This window comes from Curtobacterium caseinilyticum, assembly GCF_030363035.1.
Lineage (GTDB): Bacteria > Actinomycetota > Actinomycetes > Actinomycetales > Microbacteriaceae > Curtobacterium > Curtobacterium caseinilyticum.
Genome location: NZ_JAUCMN010000001.1, coordinates 287,190 through 308,166 on the forward strand (window position 1 = coordinate 287,190; position 20,977 = coordinate 308,166).

Sequence of the window (20,977 nt, forward strand, 5' to 3'; positions counted from 1 at the left end):
GGTGGTCTGCTTCCTGCTGGAGGGTCGGGACGGCTGTGGTCGCGGCGGCGCCGGGGTGGCGCGGCACGCGTTCCTACAGATGTCGCCAGACGTCCGCCGGGGTGAGCCCCTTCGCGACCATGAGGACCTGCAGGTGGTAGACCAGCTGCGAGATCTCCTCTGAGGTGCGCTCGTCGCCCTCGTACTCGGCCGCCATCCAGACCTCGGCGGCCTCCTCCACGATCTTCTTGCCGATCTGGTGCACGCCGGCGTCCAGCTCGGCGACGGTGCCGGAGCCCTCGGGGCGCGTCCGCGCCTTCTCGATCAGCTCCGCGAACAGGTCGTCGAACGTCTTCACGGGGACCAGGCTACCGGTCGGCGCAGGACCCGCCGACGCACCGTCCGGACGGGAGGCCCGTCCCGCATCCGCCACGCCGGTCGCGTCGATCGTCGGCTGGCCCGGGTCGCCGGTCACGCGCGCGCCGCCGCGGCTGCCGCGCGCAGGTCGGCGATGCGCTGCGACGGTTCGCCGCCGTAGACGGCGGACCCCGCGACGAGCGTGTCGGCGCCGCTCCGGACGGCCTCGGGCACGGTGTCGACCGCGATGCCACCGTCCACCTCGAGCCAGACGTCGAGCCCCGACGCGTCGACGGCCGCGCGCGCGTCGGCGAGCTTCGGCATCACCGACGGCATGAACGACTGCCCGCCGAAGCCGGGCTCGACGGTCATGAGCAGGACCATGTCGTAGGCGTCGAGGTGTCGGAGCACCTGCGTGATCGGCGTCCCGGGCTTCACCGCGACGGCGGCACGAGCACCGTTCGACCGGATCGCGGCGGCGGTGGCCACGGGGTCGGTGGCGGCCTCGAAGTGGAACGTGACGCTCGAGGCGCCCGTCTCGGCGTACTTCGGCGCCTGCGTGTCGGCGTCGGTGATCATGAGGTGCACGTCGAGCGGCACCGTCGAGACCTCCTGCAGGCGCTGCACGATCGGCAGCCCCAGGGTGAGGTTGGGCACGAAGTGGTTGTCCATCACGTCGACGTGCACCATGTCGGCGCTCTCGATGCGGTGCAGCTCCCGCTCGAGGTTGGCGAAGTCGGCGGACAGGATGCTCGGCGAGATGCGGATCGTCACCAGCCGATCCTACCGATCCGCTCCCTCGCAAGACGCAACGTCGGCGACTCCTCGCAGCGGTACTGCGCTGCGAGGAGTCGCCGACGTTGCGTGTTGCGGAGGGGTCAGGCGGTGCGGCGGAACAGGGCGATGAACATCGCGTCCGTGCCGATCCGGTGCGGCCAGAGCTGCACCGTCGGGCCGTCGGCGACCTGCGGGTCCCGGGCCGCCACCGACCGGACCACACCGGCGGTGTCGAGCTGTTCCAGGACGTCACCGTGGCGGGCCACGAGCGCATCGACCTGCCCGCGCGTCTCGGCGAGGTGCGGCGAGCAGGTGACGTACGCCAGCGTGCCACCGGGTGCGAGGGCGCGGACCGCGGCGTCGAGCAGCTCGGTCTGCAGCGCCGCGAGCTCCTCGACGTCCTCGGGCTGCTTGCGCCACCGGGCCTCGGGTCGACGGCGGAGCGCACCGAGACCGGTGCACGGCGCGTCGAGGAGGATCCGGTCGAAGCGCTCGTCGTCCGGCCGCCCGAACCGGCGTCCGTCGCCCTGGACGACCGTCACGACGTCGTCGCCCGCCACGGTCGCGAGGGCCTTGCGGACCAGTCCGGCGCGCGCCGGCACGAGCTCGTTCGCGACCAGTGTGGCGCCGCCCAGCGCGGCCTCGGCGGCCAGGAGTGCCGCCTTGCCGCCGGGTCCGGCGCACATGTCGAGCCACCGCTCCCCCGGGCGCACGGCCGACGACCTGGTCAGGGCGAGGGCGGCGAGCTGCGAGCCCTCGTCCTGCACGCGCAGCCGCCCGGCTGCGACACCGGGGACGCGTGCGGGGTCGCCGGACGTCCCGCGGATGCCGACGGGCGACACCGGGCCCGCGTCCGCCACTGCGATCGCGGCGGGCGCGTCGACCACGTCGGTCGGTCCGGGCGCGTCGGTCACGTCCGCCCCGTCGCCGTCGGCTGCCGGCACGCTGACGGGAGGCTCGTCCTCCGTCGCCGCGTCGGCGCGGGTCTCCGGAGCGCTCGGCTCCACTCCCGCTGCCGGTGCCGGCTCGCGGGTGGCGGCCTGCAGGTCCTCGCCGGTCGCCAGGCCGGGCAGCGCGACGAGCTGCACGCGCGGTGCGACGTTGTCGGCGGCGAGCAGCGCGGCGAGCTCGTCGCGCGACCGCTCCGCCGCGAGGGCGTCCCGCAGCGCCGCGACCACCCACGCCGGGTGCGACCAGCGGGTCGCGAGCAGGGCGTCCCCGCCCCGACCGGCGGTGATCAGCGCGTCCCACTCGTCGTCGGACCGCGCGACGACCTTGCGGAGCACCGCGTTCACGAAGCCGGTGGCGCGTCGGGCCCCGACCTCCCGGGCGAGCTCGACGGTGGCGGACACCGCCGCGTGGGTCGGCGTCCGCATGCCGAGCAGCTGGTGCACGCCCAGCCGCAGGACGTCGAGGACGTCCGACTCGATGTTCTCGACCCGTCGGCCGGAGGCAGCGCCGACGATCGCGTCGTACCGGCCGAGCATCCGGATCGACCCGTAGGTGAGCTCGGTGGCGAACGCGGCGTCGCGTGCGGACAGCCCGGCACGGCGGATGCGGGTCGGCAGGAGCAGGTTGGCGTACGCGTCGTCCACCTGCACCGCGCGGAGGACGTCGAACGCGACGCGGCGGGCACTCACGGCCCGGGGACCCCGATCACTCCGCTGCCGCCGGGCCTGCTGCCGCGCCGTGTCGTTCACGAGAGGACCTTCCCGTCCAGTGCGCCGAGGCCGCGCGCCCAGGCGGCGGCGTCCATGGGCTTCTTGCCGGCGGGCTGCACCTCGAGCAGCTCGAGGGGCTCGTCCGCGGTGCCGACCAGCAGCCGCCCGTCGACCAGGCCGAGCGCGCCGGGCGCGAGCGGCGTGGCGGAGGCGGACGTGTCTCTCCCCGCCGGCACGGCCTGCCCGCCGCTGACGCGTCGGTCAGGAACCGGCGGCGTGGCCCCAGACCGTCTGCTGCGCAGCAGCTTCACCCGGGTGTCCGCGAGGTGGGCGTACGCGCCGGGCTCGGGCGTGACGCCGCGCAGGTGCGCGTGCACGGCAGCCGCGGAGCGGCCGAAGTCCACGTGGCCGTCGGCGATCGTCGTCTTCGGGGCCGTCGTCGGTTCGCCGACCTGCTCGACGGCGACCGCGGTGCCGGCGGCGAGGCCGTCGACGACACGCGCCACGGTGTCGGCGCCCGTCTCGGCCATCGCGGCGAGGACCTCGCCGGCGGTCGCCTCGGGGTCGATGTCGAACGGGTCGCTCGCGTACACGGGGCCGGCGTCGAGCGCCTCGACGAGCTGGAAGACCGTCGCCGCGGTGCGGGTGTCGCCGGCCATGACGGCGCGCTGCACGGGGGCGGCGCCCCGGTACGCGGGCAGGGCGGAGAAGTGGAGGTTGACCCAGCCGAGACGCGGTGCGTCGAGGGCCGGACGACGCAGCAGTGCGCCGTACGCGACGATCACACCGAGGTCGGCGTGCAGGTCCCGCAGCTGCGCGGTGACCGCGTCGTCGACACGGGTGGCCTCGACGACCGGCAGTCCGAGCTCCTCGGCGACCTGCGCGACGGGTGTGGGGGTCAGCACGCGCTTGCGGCCCTGCGGGGTCGGCGGGCGGGTGAGCACGGCGGCGATCTCGTGGTCGGAGGCCGCGAGGCGTCGGAGGGTGGGGACGGCCGCAGCGGGGCTGCCGGCGACGACGAGGCGCATGGGTTCCATGGTCCCACGAGGCGGGGTCCCGGTCGGACCGGTCGTGCGCGTCGGGACCGGTCGGCCCGGTCGGGCGGTCGGGGCGGTCGGATCGGTCGGACCGGTCCGCTCGGTCCGCTCGGTCGGCTCGGTCGGCTCGGTCAGGACCACTGGTCGCGGAGCGTCGGCGGGGTCCTGGTCGCGCCGGACTCCCGCCGTGCCCGGAAGAGCACCACGAGCGCGTCCGGGGAGTCCGTCTCCAGCAGCCGGCACGGCCCCACCGTGCGTGCCCAGTCGGCCGCGAACGCCTCGGCGTCCGCACGCCGGCGGCCGATCGCGCTCGGCACGGGCACGTAGCGGGTCCGTCGCGTGGTGCGTCGGGCGATCCACAGCGCGAGCGCGAGGAGCGGGGCCCGGCGCGCCCGCGCGGGTGGGGTCCGCCCGAGCTCGAGCAGGAACCGCGGTGTGCGGACCGGACCGAACACCTCGGCGAGGGCGGCAGTGACCGTCCGACGGGCCCCGATCGGCCCGCCGAGTGCCTCGATGGTGAACGAGTGCACGATCCGTCCCTCGGTGTGCGGCGTGATGCGGAGGTCGCCGTCGCCGTACGCGGGAACCCGACCGGCGCGGTGCAGCCCGTCGACGACCACCCGGACCGCCCGTCGGTAGCCGAGGGCGGTGTCGAACCGCTGTCGGAGGGCCGTCCCGAGCTGCCGGGCGACCGGCCAGGCCGCTCCGACTCCGACCGCGACGACGGCGACGGTGCCGAGGACACCCGCCACGGCTCCGGAGCGCCAGGCCTCGACGAGCCCGCGTGAAGACTGCAGCACCACGAACAGCACGACGACCAGCACCGCGGCGAGCACCGCCTCTGCCGTGGGGCCGGTTGTGTACGGCGCGGCCCGGGGGCCGTCGAGCACCGCGGCGGCGCTCTCGCGATCGGCGTACGGCTCGCCGACCCGCCACGCGGCGCGGGTGTCGCGGCGCGAGGGGAGCTCAGCGACGACGGCGGCGTCGACGTCCGCGACGGTCGCCCGACGGTCCTTCGCCACGACGGCACCGAGCAGCCGTGCCTGCCGGTCGGTCGTCACGGCACCCGCGCCGCGGACGACCTGCGTGTCGTCCGCGCGGAGCAGTCCCCACAGCTGGTCGTGCTTGCGGTGCGCACGGGCGACGTCGGGTGCTGCCGGGAGCCGCACGTCCGACGGGACGACCGCCGTGATCGTCCAGTTGTGCGCGACCTTCTCCGGCCATGCAGGGTCGAGTCGCAGCGTCCGGCCCCGGAGCTGCTGGGTCGCCGACGAGGTCGCGACCGCGGTGAGGTCGAGGAGCGTGTTCGCCGCCGGGCAGTCCCATCCCTCGCCGAGCAGGCCGCGGGTGCCGACCACGAGCCGCGTGGTGCCGTCGGTCAGCAGGGCCGAGACCGCGCCGAGCACACGCGCGGATCCGAGTCCCGCCGTGTCGAGGGCGAGCACCGCGGGGTCGTCCCCGACCGGCGCGGCCTCGAGCATCGCCCCGACCCGGTCCGCGAGGGCGGGCAGCAGCACGTCGGCGTCCCGTGCGGCGATGCGGAGGTGCCGGGCGGTGACGAGCACCGGGTGCAGCGTGGACAGCGACTCGTCAGCGACCACGGTCGCGAAGGTGCGGAGCGCCCCCGCCCCGTGCCCGTCGCCTCCCCGGCCGTTGCCGTGTGTGGCGTGGTCGGTGACGACGACGGCGCGCAGGCGGTCCCCGGTCTCCTGAGCGAGCTCGAGGCGCAGCACCTCGCCCACCCCGGAGTCCTTCGCGGCGGACGACGCCAGCACGGTGTCCACCGGGTCGCGGCCACGGCGGACCCCGCGGTCGGTCAGCGTGAAGCCGAAGTCGACGATCGACCGCTTGATCCGCTGCCACTGGTCGGCGCGCGCGGGGTCGGGCAGCAGGCGGTCGAGGGCGTAGCGGGCGAGGACCCGCAGGCGCTGCTCGACGTCCGGCTCGGTCCGGGCCTCGGCGGGGAGGAACGCGAGCAGCGGGTGCTCCGGCCGCACCAGGGCGAGCATCCGGACCGCCGACTCGGCGACGGCGGGGTCCGCGTCGAACGCGGCGGCGAGCCGGTGCTCGGCGTCACCCGAGCCGGGCTGGAGGGTCGCCACCAGCCAGTCGGTGCCGTCCTGGTCCGCGAACGCGCTGCGCACGAGCTCGGCGAGCCGCGCCTCGTGGTCGCGGAGGAACGCCAGCTCGTCGGCGGTCGGCTCGACGACCCAGAGGTGGTCGCGGTAGGGCGCGAGGTTGCCCTCCTTCACGACCGCGGGCGTCGGCACCTCGTGGTCGACCTCGCCGAGGAGCGCCGTGTAGTTGTCGTGGGCGTCGCGGTCCTCGGTCGACGGCAACGTCGCGGTCAGGCCGATCAGCACCGGTTCCCGTCCCGCCGCGCGGACCGCGGCGGCGAGGTACGCGACGACGAGCGCCCAGTGGTCGAGCAGGTGGTGGCACTCGTCGAGGACGATCGTCTCGACACCGTGCGCGACGAGACGGTCCACCAGTGCCCGGGCGTTGGGGTGGAGAACGGATGCGAGGAGCGCGGGGTCCTCCTGGGCGAGCCGACGGCGGATGGTCCGTGACCGACGGGCGATCCCCTTGCGGTGCGCCGTCCGGTTCGTGCGCTCCAGGTCGTCGAGCCAGGCCGCGGCAGCCGCCGGGTCGCGACCGCCCTCGGCGAGCTCCTGGAGCCACTGCGTCCGCGCGAGGTCGGTCAGCGGGTTGCCGGTCTCGAGCACCGACAGCACCTGGTAGGTCAGCGCCGTCAGGTCGCCGGGGCGCTCCGGGTCCTCCGAGACGGTGGCGGTCCCCTCGAGACCGACCGCCGAGCGCGCCCACTGCGATCGGATCGTCGTCGTGGGGCTGAGCACCACCGCACGAGCACCGTGGCGTGCGGCGAGGAGCAGCCCGAGCAGGGTCTTGCCCGCGCCGGGCGGTGCGACGACGTGCACCGGGTCTCCCGGCACCACCGGGACGCGCTCGAGCACGTCCCGCTGGTAGGTGCGCAGCGTCCCCCGGTACCGCCAGCCCGCGAGCGGACCCGTCGCCTCCCCCGTCGTCACCCGACGAGTGTCCCACGTGACCGACGTCGGACCGGTCTGCGAACGCACCGTGAACCGGCTGGGTATCGTCCGGGGCATGAGTGACGTCACCACCCCCACCAACCGCTACGCCGGCTCGTCGATCCAGAAGGTCACGCTCGTCGTCGGCATCGTGTTCCTGCTCGTCGGGATCGCCGGGTTCGTGCCGGGGCTCACCTCCGGCGACCTCGGCGGCGCCGGGCACCACTCCATGGCGATGCTGCTCGGGATCTTCCAGGTGTCGGTCCTGCACAACATCGTGCACCTCCTGTTCGGCGTCGTCGGCCTGCTCGCGGCCAACCGTGCGACCGGCTCTCGGATGTACCTCGTGATCGGCGGCGTCGTCTACTTCGTGCTGTGGGTGTACGGCCTGTTCACGGCGGGCACGATGTCCGGTGCGAACTTCGTCCCGCTCAACTGGGCCGACAACTGGCTGCACCTCGTGCTCGCGATCGGCATGGTCGCGCTCGGCATCGTCTTCCCGCGCGAGCGTCGTCGCCCCGTCGGCGCCTGACGCCTCCTCCGACCCCGCAACACGCAACGTGGGCGGTCCCTCGCAGCGCAGTACCGCTGCGAGGAACCGCCCACGTTGCGTTTCGCGGAGAGCAGGGGGCGTCAGACCTCGGTGAAGGGCTCGGCGTCGTCGAGCCGGACGCGGAGCGCCGGGGCAGCCCGCCGTCGGTTGCCGCCGGGCAGCACGCGGCGGGTCGACGAGCGGCGGATGACCTCGGCCTTCAGGGTCGCGGCGACCTCGGCACCGTGGGCGTACGGGAACCGCACGATCGCCCGCACGGTGCCCGGGCTCGGGTCGTCGGGTACCGGGACCGGGCCGAGCACGTCCCCGACGGTCGCGTCCCCGAGCGCCTCGACCGCGGCGGTGACGGCGTCGTCCGTGCCGGTGAGCGTCGCCACCCGGACTGCCGGCGGGAAGTGCAGGGCCCGGCGGTCGACGAGCTCGTCGTGCGCGGGGCCGTCGAGCCGCCACAGCGCCATCGCCGTGGCGAGCCTCCCGCCGATCCCGACCAGGTAGACCTCGGCGCCGGGGGCACCCTTCGCGGCGGCGCCCGTCCAGAAGCGCAGCACGTCCTCCTGCACCCGCAGGCCCTCGCGGGCGAGCATCCGCTCCCCGTCCAGGAGCAGCACGCAGGCGTAGCCGCCGGGCACGTCCGGTTCGGCCCCGCGTGTGGCCACCACGACCGAGGGGCGCGCCGGCACCTCGTCGAGCGGCCGCGACCCGTCCGCGACGACGATGCGCGTGCCGGGGAACGCCCTGCCGAGCTCGTCGGCTGTGCGTTGCGCGCCCTGGCCGACCGCCTTCACCGTGCCGTTGCCGCAGGTCGGGCAGCGGAAGCCGACGGCGAGGGCACCGCAGAACCGGCACTGCGGCGTCGCACCGCGGTGTGGCTGCCCGAGCGGACCGCCGCAGATGCGGCAGTGGGCGCGCTCTCCGCACTGCGCGCAGACCAACCCCGTGCCGAAGCCCGGGCTGGCGACCTGCACCAGCACGGGTCCGTGCTGGCTCGCCTCGCGTGCGGCCCGCCAGGCGGTGCTCGGGATCCGGGCCTGGGCCGCGAAGCCCTCGGCGCCGGCCTGCTGCACGGTCGGGATCACCTTCGGGGTCGGCACCCGGTGCGGCGCGACCTCGTCGAGCCAGTGCAGCTCGACGAGTCGCTGCACGTCGGTGCTCCGGGCGTGCGAGACGAACAGCAGCCCGGCGCCGGACTGTGCGGCGCGGACCAGGGCCACGTCGCGGGTGTGCACGTAGGGCGCGCGGGGCTCGACGAACGAGGCGTCCCCGTCGTCCCACACCGCGATGAGCCCGAGGTCGGCCGCCGGCGCGTACATCGCGGTCCGGTTGCCGATCGCCACGACGGCGTGCGACCGGGCCTGCAGCAGCGCCTTGGCCCGCGCGCCGTTCGTCTGCTTCGCGTCGAAGCGCACCACGCGTTCCGCGGGGAGCACCGCGAGCAGGGCGCGCTCGAGGTCGGTGACGTCCCGGAAGTCGGGCACGGCCACGACGGCGGACTGCTCGGCCGCGACGGCGTGCGCAGCGGCCTGGGCGATCGTCGCCGCCCAACCCGGCACCCAGACGGGCTCCGGCCCGGCGGCGGTCGGGGGCCGCTCCGCGCTCGCGGACGGCGCGGACGTCGGTGTCGGCGCGGCCGACTCGGACCCCGCGACGGCCCCTGATCCGGAGACAGACTCGGACTCGGAGGCAGACTCGGACCCGCTGGCCGTCGCGGACCCCGTGGCCGAGCCCGGAGTCGGGACCAGTGCGACGGGGTGGGGCACGGCGGCGACCGCAGCCCGACCGTGGTCGGCGACCCGCGCCTCCAGGACGCCCTCGCCGTACCCCGCGACGGGCGGTGCCGACACCGGGGCGGGCGACCACTCCGGGTCCCGCGCGAGCCAGGCCTTCTCGGCGCGAACCTGTCGGGGCGGCACCGCGAGCCGGAGCACGTCGGACGCCACCCCGGCGGCGCGGTCGGCGACGGCACGCGCCAGCGTCCAGATCTCCGGGGCGAGGACCGGGACCGGGGAGACGACCTGCTCGATCGGGCTGAGCTCACCGGGCCAGTCACCCTCGGACACGACCTCGACGACGTACGCATCGGACATCCGTGCGCCCGTGCGCAGCGGCACCTTCACGCGAACCCCCGGCACGCAGTCGTCCTCGAGCTCGGCCGGCACCCGGTAGTCGAACAGACGGTCCAACTGCGGGAGCGGCGAGTCGAGGACGACGCGCGCGACGGTGGTCACACGGTGCCTAGACGGCGGCGGTGACGAGCCCTGCTGCGGCGCGGAGCTCCTCGACGCGGTCGAGCTGCTCCCAGGTGAAGCCCGGCAGCTCGCGGCCGAAGTGCCCGTACGCGGCGGTCTGTGCGTACCGCGGCTTGAGCAGGTCGAGGTCGCGGATGATCGCAGCCGGACGCAGGTCGAACACCTCGGTGATCGCGGCCTCGATCGTGGCGTCGTCGACGTGCCCGGTGCCGAAGGACTCGACGTACAGGCCGACCGGCTTCGCACGGCCGATGGCGTAGGCGACCTGCACCTCGAGCCGGTCCGCGAGTCCCGCGGCGACGGCGTTCTTCGCGACCCAGCGCAACGCGTAGGCAGCGGAACGGTCCACCTTCGAGGGGTCCTTGCCGCTGAACGCGCCACCGCCGTGGCGGGAGGCGCCGCCGTACGTGTCGACGATCACCTTGCGCCCGGTCAGTCCGGCGTCACCCTGCGGGCCACCGATCTCGAACCGGCCGGTCGGGTTCACGATCACGTCGACGTGGGACGAGTCCAGGTCGACCAGGTCGAGCACCGGACGGATCACGTGCTCGGTGATCTGCGCCGTGAGCTCGTCGAGCGTCACCGCGGGCGAGTGCTGCGTGGAGAGCACGACCGTCTCGACGGTCTTCGGCACGACGCCGTCGTAGCCGACGGTGACCTGGGTCTTGCCGTCCGGGCGGAGGAAGTCGAGCTGCCCGCTCTTGCGGACCTCAGCCAGCCGCTCCGCCAGGCGGTGCGCGAGCCAGATCGCGACGGGCATGTACTCGGGGGTCTCGTTCGTCGCGAAGCCGAACATGATGCCCTGGTCACCCGCACCCTGGCGGTCGAGCTCGTCCACGCCCGCGCCGGACCGGCTGTCGAGTGACTCGTCCACGCCCTGCGCGATGTCCGGCGACTGCGCGCCGATCGAGACCTCGACACCGCACGTGCGGCCGTCGAAGGACACCTCGGACGAGTTGTAGCCGATGCCCGTGATGACGTCTCGGACCAGCTTCGGGATCTCCACGTACCCGGAGGTCGTGACCTCGCCGGCGACGTGCACCAGTCCCGTCGTCACCATCGTCTCGACGGCGACCCGGGCGTGCGGGTCGACCGTGAGCAGGGCGTCGAGGATCGTGTCCGAGATCTGGTCGCAGATCTTGTCGGGGTGCCCCTCCGTCACCGACTCGGACGTGAAGAGGCGCAGGTTGGTGCTCGTCACCGCGATCAGTCGCTGGGCTGCTGCTGCTTGGTGACGGTCAGCTTGTCCTCGTTGATCTCGTGCAGAGCAACGGACAGCGGCTTGTCGTCGATCGTCGAGTCGACGAGCGGGCCGACGTTGTCGAAGAGCGAACCCTCGTGCAGGTCGGCGTAGTAGTCGTTGATCTGGCGCGCGCGCTTCGAGGCGAAGATGACGAGCGCGTACTTCGACTCCACCTTGGCGAGCAGGTCGTCGATGGGCGGGTCGATGATGCCCTGGGGGTTGGCCATGGTGTCTCCAGTCGACAGAAGATGGTGCGCGCCCCGGGGGGCACGGGCGCTCCCGGCTAGGGCGCAGTGAACAAGTCTACGACCTCGCGTGCCGCCGTGCCGACATGGGAGTTCACGATGCGCACGTCGAACTCGTCCTGCGCGGCGAGTTCGACCTTCGCGGTCTCGAGCCGACGGGCCTGCTCCTCGGCCGACTCGGTGCCGCGGCCGATGAGCCGGCGGACCAGCTCCTCCCACGTGGGCGGCAGCAGGAACACGAGGACGGCCTCGGGCATGGCGTCGCGCACCTGCCGGGCACCCTGCAGGTCGATCTCGAGCATCACCTTGTCGCCGGCGTCGAGCGCGCGGTCGATCGGCGGCCTCGGCGTGCCGTACCGGTACGAGTTGTGCACGACCGCCCACTCGAGGAGCTCGCGGTCGCGGATCATCCGGTCGAACTCGTCGTCGTCCACGAAGTAGTAGTGCACCCCGTCCACCTCGCCCGGGCGGGGCTTGCGCGTGGTCGCCGAGACACTGAGGTTGACGTCCGGGTACTGCTCGCGGATGTACGCGCTCACCGTGCCCTTCCCCACGGCCGTCGGACCGGCCAGGACGACGAGCTTCGACGCTCCGCGCTTCCGGCCGCGCGCGGCGAGCCAGTCGGCCAGGGCGGACCGCTGGCGCGTACCGAGCCCGCCGAGCCGCTTGGACGGGGCGATGCGGAGCTCCCCCATCACGGCCTCGGCACGGGCCGGTCCGATGCCGGAGATGCTGGTGAGCAGGTCCCGCACCCGCAGGGACTTCTCGGCAGGCAGGTCGTCGTCGGACCACGCGGCGCGGGCGACCTCGAGGGCGCTGCGCTCCCCCGAGGCGACCTGTGCCTTCACGGCAGCACGGGCTCGCCGCGCGGCGACCGCAGCACGGGCAGCGGCGACGCGGTCGACCTCCGGCGGGTTGCGGTGTGCCGGCAGCTCGCTCCGGTCGGGGACCGCGGGCGTCTCGTCCGTCACGCGGCAGCCCCGAGGGCCCGGCGGATGCGGTCGGCACGGTCCTGCACGAGGGCGGCGACACCCTCGGGTCCGTCCGTCAGGAGGCCACGCGACTCGTTCACGAGCACCTGCTCGGCCCGCGCACCGTACCGGGCGCGCAGGTCCTCGATGCGGGCGCCCTGGGCACCGAAGCCCGGCGCGAGCACCGGCGCGTTGCCGATGGCGTCCGCGTCGATGCCGAAGTCGTCGAGGTCGAGGGTGGCGCCGAGCACGAGCCCGACGTCCCCGAGCGGCTGCTCGCCGCCGGTCCGGTTGTCGTCTGCCACGTCGAAGACGATACCGGCCGCGACGGACCGCCCGGCACGCGGCCCCTCCGTGAGCACGGCGGTCTGCAGCACGCGCGCCTCCGGGTTGCTCGTCGCGGCGAGGACGAACACGCCCGCGCCGTTGCGACGGGCGACGTCGACCGTGCCGGCGAGGGCCCCGTACCCGAGGTACGGCGAGACCGTCATCGCGTCCGCTCGGAACGGCCCGTCGCGGTCCAACCACGCCAGCGCGTAGTCGTCACCGGTCGAGCCGATGTCGCCCCGCTTGACGTCGGCGACGACCAGGAGGCCCGCATCACGCGCACGACGCAGGGTCGCGTCGAGCGCGCGGTAGCCAGCGACGCCCGCCGCCTCGAAGAACGCGATCTGCGGCTTGACGATCGCGGCGCGGCCTGCGGCCGCGTCGACCAGGGTCGCGCCGAAGGCGGTCAGGCCCTGCTCGTCGCGCCCGAGCCCCCACGCCGCCAGGGTGGCGGCGTGGGGGTCGATGCCGACGCACAGGGGGGAACGCTCCCCCATCGCGGCGGCGAGCCGGACACCGAAGGAGGGCGCGCCTCCCGGCTGGGCCGTCGACACGTCGACGGTCACCAGGTCGCGCGCTCGAGCGCGTAGTCCTGCAGGCTGCGCACCGAGAGCGGCGTGCCGATCGTCTCGATCGCCGCCACCGCCGCGCCGAGCTGCGCGATGGTCGTGAAGAGCGGCTTGTCCGCAGCGACGGTGGCCGCGCGGATCTCGTAGCCGTCCGCACGACCGGCGGCACCGGACGGGGTGTTGATGACGATGTCGACCGCGTCGCGGGCGAGCAGGTCGACGACGCTCTCGCCACCCTCGCTGTACTTGCCGACGAGGGTGACCTCGATGCCGTTCCGACGCAGCACCTCGGCGGTGCCCTCGGTCGCGGTGATCGTGAAGCCGAGCTGCTGCAGGCGGTGCACCGGCAGCACCACCTGGCGCTTGTCGGTGTCCGCGACGCTCACGAAGACCGTGCCGCTCGTCGGCAGGCCGCCGTAGGCGGCGTCCTGCGACTTGAGGAACGCGCGCGGGAAGTCGCGGTCGATGCCCATCACCTCGCCAGTGGAGCGCATCTCCGGGCTGAGCACCGAGTCGACCACCTGGCCGTCGTGGGTGCGGAAGCGACGGAACGGCAGCACGGCCTCCTTGACGGCGACCGGCGCCTGCGCGGGCACCGAGGAGCCGTCGCGCTCGGGCAGCAGGCCCTCGGCGACGAGCGCGTCGATCGACGTGCCGGTCATGATGCGCGAGGCGGCCTTGGCGAGCGGGATGCCGAGCGCCTTCGACACGAACGGGACCGTGCGGCTGGCGCGGGGGTTGGCCTCGAGGACGTAGAGCACGCCGGCGCCGATCGCGAACTGCACGTTGAGCAGGCCACGAACACCGATGCCGCGTGCGATCTTCTCGGTCGCCTCGACCACGCCACGGATCTCGGCCTTGCCGAGCCCGACCGGCGGCAGGGTGCAGGCCGAGTCGCCGGAGTGGATGCCGGCCTCCTCGATGTGCTCCATGATGCCGCCGACGTACAGCCGCTCCCCGTCGAAGAGCGCGTCGACGTCGATCTCCACCGCGTCGTCGAGGAACCGGTCGACGAGCAGCGGCAGGTCCGGGCCGATGATCGCCTGGTCGGCCATCCGGTCGAAGTAGTCCGCCAGGGCGGACGGGTCGTAGACGATCTCCATGCCGCGCCCGCCGAGCACGAAGGACGGGCGGACGAGGACCGGGTAGCCGATCTCCTCGGCCACCGCGGTCGCGCTGGCGAGGTCGTGCGCGGTGCCGTTGCGCGGCGCGAGCAGACCGGCCTGCTCGAGGATCGCGGCGAACTGCCCGCGCTCCTCGGCGGAGTCGATCGCGCTCGGGGTGGTGCCGAGGATCGGGATGCCCGCGGCCTCGAGCGGCTTCGCCAGCCCGAGGGCGGTCTGGCCGCCGAGCTGCACGACGACGCCGACGAGCTCGCCGGACGCGGCCTCGGCCTCGATGACCTCGAGGACGTCCTCGGTGGTGAGCGGCTCGAAGTACAGCCGGTCCGAGGTGTCATAGTCGGTGGAGACCGTCTCCGGGTTGCAGTTGATCATGATCGTCTCGTAGCCGGCGTCCGACAGCGCGAACGAGGCGTGCACGCACGAGTAGTCGAACTCGACGCCCTGACCGATGCGGTTCGGACCGGAGCCGAGGATGACGACCTTCTTCCGGTCGCTCGGGGCGACCTCGGTCTCGGTGTCGTACGACGAGTAGTGGTACGGCGTGAGGGCCGGGAACTCGCCGGCGCAGGTGTCGACGGTCTTGAACACCGGACGGATGCCCTCGGCGTGTCGGGCGTCGCGCGCCTCCTGCTCGGAGATCCCCCGCAGCGAGGCGATCTGGGCGTCGCTGAACCCGTGCTCCTTCGCCCAGCGCAGGGTGTCGGCGTCGAGCGTCTCCGCGGCGCGCACCTCGTCCGCGACCTCGTTGATGAGGACGATCTGGTCGATGAACCACGGGTCGATCTTCGTGGCCTCGAAGACCTCGTCCGCGGTGGCGCCGGCGACGAGGGCCTGCTGCACCGTGACGATCCGACCGTCGGTCGGGGTCTTCGACTCCTCGAGCAGGGCGTCCTTGTCGAGCTCGGCCGCCGGGGTGTCCCAGTGGAAGGACGAGCCGCGCTTCTCGAGCGAGCGGAGCGACTTCTGCAGGGCGGTGGCGTAGTTCCGGCCGATGGCCATCGCCTCGCCGACGCTCTTCATCGTCGTGGTGAGCGTGGCGTCTGCCGCCGGGAACTTCTCGAACGCGAAGCGCGGGGTCTTCACGACGACGTAGTCCAACGTCGGCTCGAAGCTCGCCGGCGTCACGCGGGTGATGTCGTTCTCGATCTCGTCGAGGCGGTACCCGATGGCGAGCTTCGCGGCGATCTTCGCGATCGGGAAGCCCGTCGCCTTCGACGCGAGCGCCGACGAGCGGGAGACGCGCGGGTTCATCTCGATGACGATCAGGCGGCCGTTCGACGGGTCGACGGCGAACTGGATGTTGCAGCCACCGGTGTCGACGCCGACGCGACGGATGATGTCGATGCCGATGTTCCGCATGTTCTGGTACTCGCGGTCGGTCAGCGTCAGCGCGGGGGCGACGGTGATCGAGTCGCCGGTGTGCACGCCGACCGGGTCGACGTTCTCGATGGAGCAGATCACGACGGTGTTGTCGTAGTTGTCCCGCATGAGCTCGAGCTCGTACTCCTTCCAGCCGAGGATCGACTCCTCGAGGAGCACCTCGGTGGTCGGGCTGGACTGCAGGCCGTCGCCCACGAAGCGGACGAGCTCCTCCTCGTTGTACGCGAAGCCGGAGCCGAGACCGCCCATCGTGAAGGACGGCCGCACGACGAGCGGGTACCCGAGGTCCTGGGCGTACTCCTTGGCCTCGTCGAGGGTGTGCGCGATGTGGCTGCGGGCGACGTCGGCGCCGGACTCGAGCACGAGCTCCTTGAAGAGCTGCCGGTCCTCGCCGCGCTGGATCGCGTCGACCTTCGCGCCGATGAGCTCGACGTCGTACTTCGCGAGGATGCCCTCGGCGTCGAGCTTGATCGCCGCGTTCAGGGCGGTCTGCCCGCCGAGCGTCGGCAGCACGGCGTCCGGACGCTCGATCTTGATGATCTCCTCGAGCGAGGCGCTCGTGATCGGCTCGATGTACGTCGCGTCGGCGAAGTCGGGGTCGGTCATGATCGTCGCCGGGTTCGGGTTGACGAGGATGACGCGGACGCCCTCGGAGCGGAGCACGCGGCACGCCTGCGTGCCGGAGTAGTCGAACTCGGCGGCCTGACCGATGACGATCGGGCCCGAGCCGATGACGAGGACGGAGTTGATGTCTGCGCGCTTGGGCATCAGTTCGCTTCCTTGGTGATGTCTGCTGCGGGGGTCGTGGCGTCGGCGGTGGCCGCATCGAGCGGCCTGCCCTCGCGACGCGCACGGACCAGGTCCGCGAACCGGTCGAACAGGTACATGGAGTCGTGCGGGCCGGCGGCGGCCTCGGGGTGGTACTGCACGCTGAACGCGGGCACGTCGAGCGCACGGAGCCCCTCGACGACCTGGTCGTTCAGCGAGTAGTGCGAGACCTCGACCCGTCCGAACCCGGCGGGCGACTCGATGACCTCGCCGAGGGGCGCGTCGACCGCGAAGCCGTGGTTCTGGCTCGTGATCTCGACCTTCCCGGTCACGGTGTCGAGCACCGGCTGGTTGATCCCACGGTGGCCGAACGGCAGCTTGTAGGTGCCGAAGCCGAGCGCGCGGCCGAGGAGCTGGTTGCCGAAGCAGATGCCGAAGAACGGACGGCCGGTCTTCAGGGACTCCTGCAGCAGCGACACCTGGGCGTCGGACGCCGCAGGGTCACCGGGGCCGTTCGAGTAGAAGAGGGCGTCCGGCGCGAGGGCTTCGAGGGACGCGGCGGTGATGTCCTGCGGCACCACGTGCACCTCGAACCCGCGCTCCGCCAGGTACCGGGTGGTCGACGCCTTGACCCCGAGGTCGAGCACCGCCAGCTTGCCGATCTGCTCGCCGACGGCGGGGACCACGTAGGTCTCCGGCGTCGACACGATCGACGAGAAGCTCGCGCCCGTCATCGCGGCCTGCTCGCGGACGGCACGCAGCTGCTCGTCGGCGGACAGGTCCGCGTCCGCACCGCTGAAGACGCCGCCCTTCATGGCGCCGGCGTCGCGGATGCGGCGGGTCAGCGCACGGGTGTCGATGCCGGAGATGCCGACGATGCCGTCGCGCACCAGGTGGTCGTCGAGCGTGGCGTTCGCGCGGTGGTTCGACACCACCCGGCTGGGGTCGCGCACCACGTACCCGGCGACCCAGATGCGACGGGACTCGGGGTCCTCGTCGTTGACGCCCGTGTTGCCGATGTGCGGCGCGGTCTGCACCACGATCTGTCCGGCGTAGGACGGGTCGGTCAGCGTCTCCTGGTACCCGGTCATGCCGGTCGCGAAGACGACCTCTCCCAGGGATCGGCCGCGGGCGCCGTACGCCCGTCCGTCGTAGCGGGTGCCGTCCTCGAGGACCAGTACGGCCCGTTCGCGTGTCATCAGTTCGTCCCTTCGCCCGCGGTGTGCGGGGGTTCGTGCGTCGTCGTCAGTCCCTGCAGGGCGGCGAGTGCTGCTGCGTCGCCCTCCGGGAACCGGAAGTAGGTGTCGAGGTCCGTCGCACCTGCGGCGCCGGTCGCCGTCCATCGCAGACGGACCAGCCCCCCGGGTTCGACCACGCGGTCGATGGCCGCGGTGGCCCGGTCGGCACCGCGGACGTCGGCCGCCGCGATCCAGCGGTCCGCGACCCCGGCGTGGTGCAGCACCACCCCGGTGTCGTGCACGGTCACGCCGCCGCGCCCGCGGAAGCCCAGGCCGCCTGCCGTCATGCGCTCGAGCGGCTGGTCGGCGCGGGTCGTCGCGACGGTGAACCCGTCCCACGACCCGGCCGCCGGTCCCAGCCCGGCCGGCACCGGGACGGGAGGCACGGCATCCGCCTGCCTCCTGGCCCGCGTCCGCCAGCTGCGCGCCATGGCGACGAACAGCAGGGCGACCAGGGCGAGGACGACCGCGCCCTCGAGCCAGCGCAGCGCGTCGCCGCTCACGCGCTCGCCGCCCGTGCCGCCGCCGCGCGCGCGGCGACCGTCCCGGCGTCGGTGAGCCGGCCGTCGAGGACCGTCGGGTACCCCTGGTGGAAGGTCGCGACGACCCGTCCGGGCAGGCGCATGCCGAGGTACGGCGAGTTCTGCGACTGGCCGGCGAGGTCGTCGACCGAGAACTCCCGCACCACGGCGGGGTCGTACAGCGTCAGCTCGGCGGGGGCGCCCTCGGCGATGCCCCGGCCGTGGCCGTCGACCTGGCCGATGCGAGCCGGCGCCTCGGACAGCACGCGGGCGACGTCGGCCCACCCGAGCTGGCCGGACTCGACGACGGCGGCGTGCACGACGCTCAGCGCCGACTCGAGACCGACCATGCCGTTCGCGGCGGCCGGCCACTCGCAGCACTTCGCCTCGGCGGTGTGCGGAGCGTGGTCGGTGGCGACGATGTCGATCGTGCCGTCGGCCAGGGCGGCGCGGAGCGCGTCGACGTCCTCGCGGGAGCGCAGCGGCGGGTTCACCTTGTAGCGGGCGTCGTACCCGGGCGCGCCGTCGACCCCGGCGATGAGGTCCTCGGTGAGCACGAGGTGGTGCGGCGTGACCTCGGCGGTGACGTCGATCCCGCGCGACTTCGCCCAGCGGATCACCTCGACGCTGCCCGCGGTCGAGACGTGGCACACGTGCAGGCGCGCACCGACGTGGTCCGCGAGCAGGACGTCGCGGGCGATGATCGCCTCTTCCGCGACGGCCGGCCAGCCCGCGAGTCCGAGCTCCGACGACAGCCGGCCCTCGTTCATCTGCGCACCGATCGTCAGGCGCGGCTCCTGGGCGTGCTGCGCGAGCACCCCGCCGAAGCCCTTGATGTACTCGAGCGCCCGACGCATGAGCAGCGGATCCGCGACGCACGAGCCGTCGTCCGAGAACACCCGGACCTTCGCGCGACTCGTCGCCATCGCCCCGATCTCCGACAGGTGTGTGCCCTGCAGGCCCTGCGACACCGCACCGATCGGGCGGACGGTGACGTAGCCGGCGTCGTCGCCGAGCGCCTGCACCTGCTCGACGACGCCCGCGGTGTCGGCGACGGGCGACGAGTTCGCCATCGCGTTGACGGCGGTGAAGCCGCCGGCGGCCGCGGCCCGCGAGCCCGTCAGGACGGTCTCCGACTCCTCGGAGCCGGGTTCGCGCAGGTGGGTGTGCAGGTCCACGAGACCGGGCAGGGCGATCAGCCCGTCCGCGTCGACGACCGTGGCGCCGGCCGTGTCGAGACCGGACCCGACCGCGGTGATGCGCCGTGCCTCCAGGCGGATGTCGGCACGCGAGCCGTCGACCAGCTGCGCGCCGCGGATGAGGTGGGCGGTCATGCGGCGGACTCCTTCGCTTCGTGCTCGCCGGTGAGGGCGAGGTACAGGACGGCCATGCGGACGGAGACACCGTTGGCGACCTGCTCGACGACCGTCGAGCGCGGGTCGTCGGCGGCGACGCCGGCGATCTCGAGGCCACGGTTCATCGGCCCGGGGTGCATGATCAGCGTGCGCTCGGACAGGGCTGCCGTCCGGGCCGCCGTCAGGCCGAAGTGGCGCGTGTACTCGCGGGGGTTCGGGAAGAAGGCGTCGTTCATCCGCTCCTGCTGGATGCGGAGCAGCATGACGACGTCCGGGTCCTCGGCGAGGGCGACGTCGAGGTCGTGGTGCACGGCGGCTCCGAAGGGCCGGTCGACCGCGGGCAGCAGGGTCGGCGGAGCGGCGAAGGTGACCTCGGCGCCGAGCGTGCGGAGCAGCCAGGCGTTGCTCCTGGCGACCCGGCTGTGCAGGACGTCGCCGACGATCGTCACGCGGATGCCGTCGAGCGCCTTGCCGCGGCTCGCGGTGCCGTGCAGGCGTCGGCGCATCGTGAACGCGTCGAGCAGCGCCTGCGTCGGGTGCTCGTGGGTGCCGTCGCCCGCGTTCACCACGGGGACGTCGATCCAGTCCGCCTCGGCGAGGACGCGCGGGGCCCCCGAGGCCGGGTGCCGGATGACGATGCCGTCGATGCCCATCGCGCCGAGGGTCTGCACGGTGTCCTTCAGGGACTCGCCCTTGGAGACGCTCGACCCCTTCGCGGCGAAGTTGATGACGTCGGCGGACAGGCGCTTGGCGGCGGCCTCGAACGAGATGCGCGTGCGCGTGGAGTCCTCGAAGAAGAGGTTCACCACGGTCTTGCCCCGCAGTGCCGGGAGCTTGCGGACCTCGCGGGTGGCGACCTCGGCCATCTCCTCGGCGACGTCGAGGACGTGGACGGCTTCGTCGCGGGAGAGGTCGGCGGTGGAGAGGAGGTGCTTCACGGCGCGACCTCCCGCTCGGGCCGTTCGGGCTGCTCGGGCCGTTCGGGCTGCTCGGGCTGCTCGGGCTGCTCGATGACGACCTCGTCGCTGCCGTCGGTCTCGGTCAGGCGCAGCGTCACCCGCTCGTCCGACGCCGTCGGCAGGTTCTTGCCCACGTGGTCGGCACGGATCGGCAGCTGCCGGTGCCCACGGTCGACGAGCACCGCCAACCGGACCGCCCGGGGGCGCCCGATGCCCTGCAGGGCATCGAGCGCGGCCCGGACGGTGCGGCCGGAGTACAGCACGTCGTCGACGAGCACGACGACCTTGCCGTCGATGCCGCTCGTCGGGATGGTCGTGCGGTGCGGCGCCCGACCGATGCCGTGGCCGAGGTCGTCCCGGTGCATCGTCACGTCGAGTGTGCCGAGCCGCTGGTCGCGGTCCGCTGCCCAGTCGGGTTCGATGTCGGCCAGGACGCGGTCGAGCCGCTCGGCCAGGACGGCTCCCCGCGTCGGGATGCCCAGGAGCACGAGGTCCGAGGCGCCGTGGTTGGCCTCGAGGATCTCGTGCGCGATGCGTGTCAGAGCACGCGTGATGTCGGTGTGTTGCAGGACCGTTCTGGTACCCACGCCGACCTCCTTCCCCGCCTCACCGGACGG

17 protein-coding genes are annotated in these 20,977 nt (G+C 73.5%); 1 reads left to right on the top strand and 16 read right to left on the bottom strand.

Going from position 1 to position 20,977, the window contains the following annotated elements; all coding sequences use genetic code 11:
- Nucleotides 1-73: 73 nt before the first annotated feature.
- The 5 genes from QUG93_RS01335 to QUG93_RS01355 form a co-directional block, all read right to left on the bottom strand.
- A complete protein-coding gene (locus QUG93_RS01335; RefSeq protein WP_289471816.1) occupies nucleotides 74-337 on the bottom strand; it encodes a phosphoribosyl-ATP diphosphatase in 264 nt (87 codons plus the stop codon).
- Nucleotides 338-450: 113 nt separating this feature from the next.
- Entirely contained in the window at nucleotides 451-1,110 is a 660-nt protein-coding gene (gene rpe, locus QUG93_RS01340; protein ID WP_289471817.1) for a ribulose-phosphate 3-epimerase, read from the bottom strand.
- A 104-nt stretch (nucleotides 1,111-1,214) separates the two neighbouring features.
- On the bottom strand, nucleotides 1,215-2,753 hold the full coding sequence (locus QUG93_RS01345) for an RsmB/NOP family class I SAM-dependent RNA methyltransferase (protein ID WP_289471818.1): 1,539 nt from the start codon (nucleotides 2,751-2,753) through the stop codon (nucleotides 1,215-1,217).
- A gap of 56 nt (nucleotides 2,754-2,809) precedes the next feature.
- Complete coding sequence (locus QUG93_RS01350) at nucleotides 2,810-3,802, bottom strand: methionyl-tRNA formyltransferase (RefSeq protein WP_289471819.1); 993 nt, start codon at nucleotides 3,800-3,802, stop codon at nucleotides 2,810-2,812.
- Nucleotides 3,803-3,942: 140 nt separating this feature from the next.
- Nucleotides 3,943-6,861, bottom strand: a complete 2,919-nt coding sequence (locus tag QUG93_RS01355) for a DEAD/DEAH box helicase family protein (RefSeq protein WP_289471820.1) — start codon at nucleotides 6,859-6,861, stop codon at nucleotides 3,943-3,945.
- A gap of 76 nt (nucleotides 6,862-6,937) precedes the next feature.
- On the opposite strand from QUG93_RS01355, the gene QUG93_RS01360 reads away from it, so the two are divergent.
- Nucleotides 6,938-7,393 (top strand): DUF4383 domain-containing protein, encoded by a 456-nt coding sequence (locus QUG93_RS01360; RefSeq protein WP_289471821.1) that lies wholly within the window; start codon nucleotides 6,938-6,940, stop codon nucleotides 7,391-7,393.
- A gap of 101 nt (nucleotides 7,394-7,494) precedes the next feature.
- On the opposite strand, the gene QUG93_RS01365 is transcribed toward QUG93_RS01360, so the two are convergent.
- The 11 genes from QUG93_RS01365 to pyrR are packed head-to-tail and all read right to left on the bottom strand — an operon-like array spanning nucleotide 7,495 to nucleotide 20,947.
- Entirely contained in the window at nucleotides 7,495-9,639 is a 2,145-nt protein-coding gene (locus QUG93_RS01365; RefSeq protein ID WP_289471822.1) for a primosomal protein N' family DNA-binding protein, read from the bottom strand.
- 7 nt (nucleotides 9,640-9,646) lie between these two features.
- Nucleotides 9,647-10,861 (bottom strand): methionine adenosyltransferase, encoded by a 1,215-nt coding sequence (gene metK / locus QUG93_RS01370; protein ID WP_289471823.1) that lies wholly within the window; start codon nucleotides 10,859-10,861, stop codon nucleotides 9,647-9,649.
- Nucleotides 10,862-10,866: 5 nt separating this feature from the next.
- The gene (gene rpoZ / locus QUG93_RS01375; RefSeq protein ID WP_065959155.1) at nucleotides 10,867-11,130 is read right to left on the bottom strand and encodes a DNA-directed RNA polymerase subunit omega; all 264 of its coding nucleotides are present in this window, start codon (nucleotides 11,128-11,130) and stop codon (nucleotides 10,867-10,869) included.
- 56 nt (nucleotides 11,131-11,186) lie between these two features.
- The gene (gene gmk, locus QUG93_RS01380) at nucleotides 11,187-12,119 is read right to left on the bottom strand and encodes a guanylate kinase (RefSeq protein WP_434533065.1); all 933 of its coding nucleotides are present in this window, start codon (nucleotides 12,117-12,119) and stop codon (nucleotides 11,187-11,189) included.
- A complete protein-coding gene (gene pyrF, locus QUG93_RS01385) occupies nucleotides 12,116-13,012 on the bottom strand; it encodes an orotidine-5'-phosphate decarboxylase (protein ID WP_289471824.1) in 897 nt (298 codons plus the stop codon). Before pyrF ends, gmk begins: the two co-directional genes overlap by 4 nt.
- Complete coding sequence (gene carB / locus QUG93_RS01390; RefSeq protein WP_289471825.1) at nucleotides 13,009-16,287, bottom strand: carbamoyl-phosphate synthase large subunit; 3,279 nt, start codon at nucleotides 16,285-16,287, stop codon at nucleotides 13,009-13,011. The genes pyrF and carB overlap by 4 nt, the downstream gene beginning before the upstream one ends.
- Nucleotides 16,287-17,486, bottom strand: a complete 1,200-nt coding sequence (gene carA / locus QUG93_RS01395) for a glutamine-hydrolyzing carbamoyl-phosphate synthase small subunit (RefSeq protein ID WP_289471826.1) — start codon at nucleotides 17,484-17,486, stop codon at nucleotides 16,287-16,289. The genes carB and carA overlap by 1 nt, the downstream gene beginning before the upstream one ends.
- Entirely contained in the window at nucleotides 17,486-18,028 is a 543-nt protein-coding gene (locus QUG93_RS01400) for a PH-like domain-containing protein (protein ID WP_289471827.1), read from the bottom strand. The genes carA and QUG93_RS01400 overlap by 1 nt, the downstream gene beginning before the upstream one ends.
- A complete protein-coding gene (locus tag QUG93_RS01405) occupies nucleotides 18,025-19,380 on the bottom strand; it encodes a dihydroorotase (protein WP_289471828.1) in 1,356 nt (451 codons plus the stop codon). Before QUG93_RS01405 ends, QUG93_RS01400 begins: the two co-directional genes overlap by 4 nt.
- The gene (locus QUG93_RS01410) at nucleotides 19,377-20,339 is read right to left on the bottom strand and encodes an aspartate carbamoyltransferase catalytic subunit (protein WP_289471829.1); all 963 of its coding nucleotides are present in this window, start codon (nucleotides 20,337-20,339) and stop codon (nucleotides 19,377-19,379) included. Before QUG93_RS01410 ends, QUG93_RS01405 begins: the two co-directional genes overlap by 4 nt.
- Nucleotides 20,336-20,947, bottom strand: a complete 612-nt coding sequence (pyrR, locus tag QUG93_RS01415) for a bifunctional pyr operon transcriptional regulator/uracil phosphoribosyltransferase PyrR (protein WP_289471830.1) — start codon at nucleotides 20,945-20,947, stop codon at nucleotides 20,336-20,338. Before pyrR ends, QUG93_RS01410 begins: the two co-directional genes overlap by 4 nt.
- Between the last annotated feature and the right edge of the window lie 30 nt (nucleotides 20,948-20,977).

Coding starts and splice junctions, on each gene's coding strand:
- QUG93_RS01350 (WP_289471819.1), bottom strand. CDS start 3,802: ATGCGCCTCGTCGTCGCCGGCAGCCCCGCTGCGGCCGTCCCCACCCTC.
- QUG93_RS01360 (WP_289471821.1), top strand. CDS start 6,938: ATGAGTGACGTCACCACCCCCACCAACCGCTACGCCGGCTCGTCGATC.
- rpoZ (WP_065959155.1), bottom strand. CDS start 11,130: ATGGCCAACCCCCAGGGCATCATCGACCCGCCCATCGACGACCTGCTC.
- carB (WP_289471825.1), bottom strand. CDS start 16,287: ATGCCCAAGCGCGCAGACATCAACTCCGTCCTCGTCATCGGCTCGGGC.
- carA (WP_289471826.1), bottom strand. CDS start 17,486: ATGACACGCGAACGGGCCGTACTGGTCCTCGAGGACGGCACCCGCTAC.
- QUG93_RS01405 (WP_289471828.1), bottom strand. CDS start 19,380: ATGACCGCCCACCTCATCCGCGGCGCGCAGCTGGTCGACGGCTCGCGT.